Source organism: Alphaproteobacteria bacterium, assembly GCA_025800285.1.
Taxonomy (GTDB): Bacteria; Pseudomonadota; Alphaproteobacteria; order JAOXRX01; family JAOXRX01; genus JAOXRX01.
The window spans coordinates 1-932 of record JAOXRX010000074.1 but is presented as its reverse complement, the minus strand read 5'-3'; the positions used below and the strand labels follow the sequence as shown (position 1 = coordinate 932).

Sequence of the window (932 nt, the reverse complement as noted above, 5' to 3'; positions counted from 1 at the left end):
TATTTTTCTTGATGTTGATGGGCTATGATAGCTGCTGCTTTTAAAATAGTTTTCTTAGATGATTTTAACATTTCATAACCAATTTGTGCATGGGTTTTCATTATCTCAAACTCTTCAGGAGTATATTTTCCTGGTTTATTTAAAATATTATCAGGGATTGCAACCTTTCCTATATCATGCATAGGACTTGCCATTTTTATTATCTCTGCTTCATCTTTAGATAAGCCATAATATAAAGCTAAAAGCTTTGAATACTCAGCAACTCTTTTTACATGCATACCTGTTTCTTTACTTCTTGTTTCTGTTATCTCCCCAAGCCTAAAAATAATCTCTTTTTGAGTACTTGTAATCTCCTCATTTAAAGCTTCTATCTCGTTTTTAGCTTCTTGCATATCTTTTTGTGCTGTAATATCTTGTAAAATTAAAATATAATTTAAAAACTCTCCATTTTCATTATATTCCATTTCTCTTTTTACATGAGCCCATAAGGTTTTTTTACCCTTAGTTAAAACTTGAACTTCCCCTTCCCATTCACTATAATTAGAATAAGCTTCTTCTATAGCTTTATACTGTTCTTTATCATAATTGGGATGCAAAAACTCTATAGTTTTTCTACCTAAAAGTTCATTTTCTTCATATTCCATGGTTTCACAAAAAGCACGGCTTACACATTTTAAGCTACCTTCATTATCAACTTTTGCAGTAATAACATTTCTATCTAAAGAATCCACAAGTTTTTTTAAATCATAGTTTAAGCTCTCTATTTGGGACTTACTATCTTTTAAAGCTCTAATATTTTCATAAGCTCTTATTGCTGAGACAACTGTTGTGATTAACTTTTTAGATGTAAGCTCTACTTTTTCTTTATAATCATTTATGGCATATTCCATTACAACTTTTGTCTCAGGTACAAGTCCAGCTTGTCCTGTTCT

General features: G+C 30.2%; 1 protein-coding gene. It reads right to left on the bottom strand.

Features of this window, described 5'->3' with window-relative positions:
* Positions 1 to 932: HD domain-containing protein (locus OIF36_04240; protein ID MCV6599667.1), on the bottom strand; the 932-nt coding region annotated here is incomplete at both ends.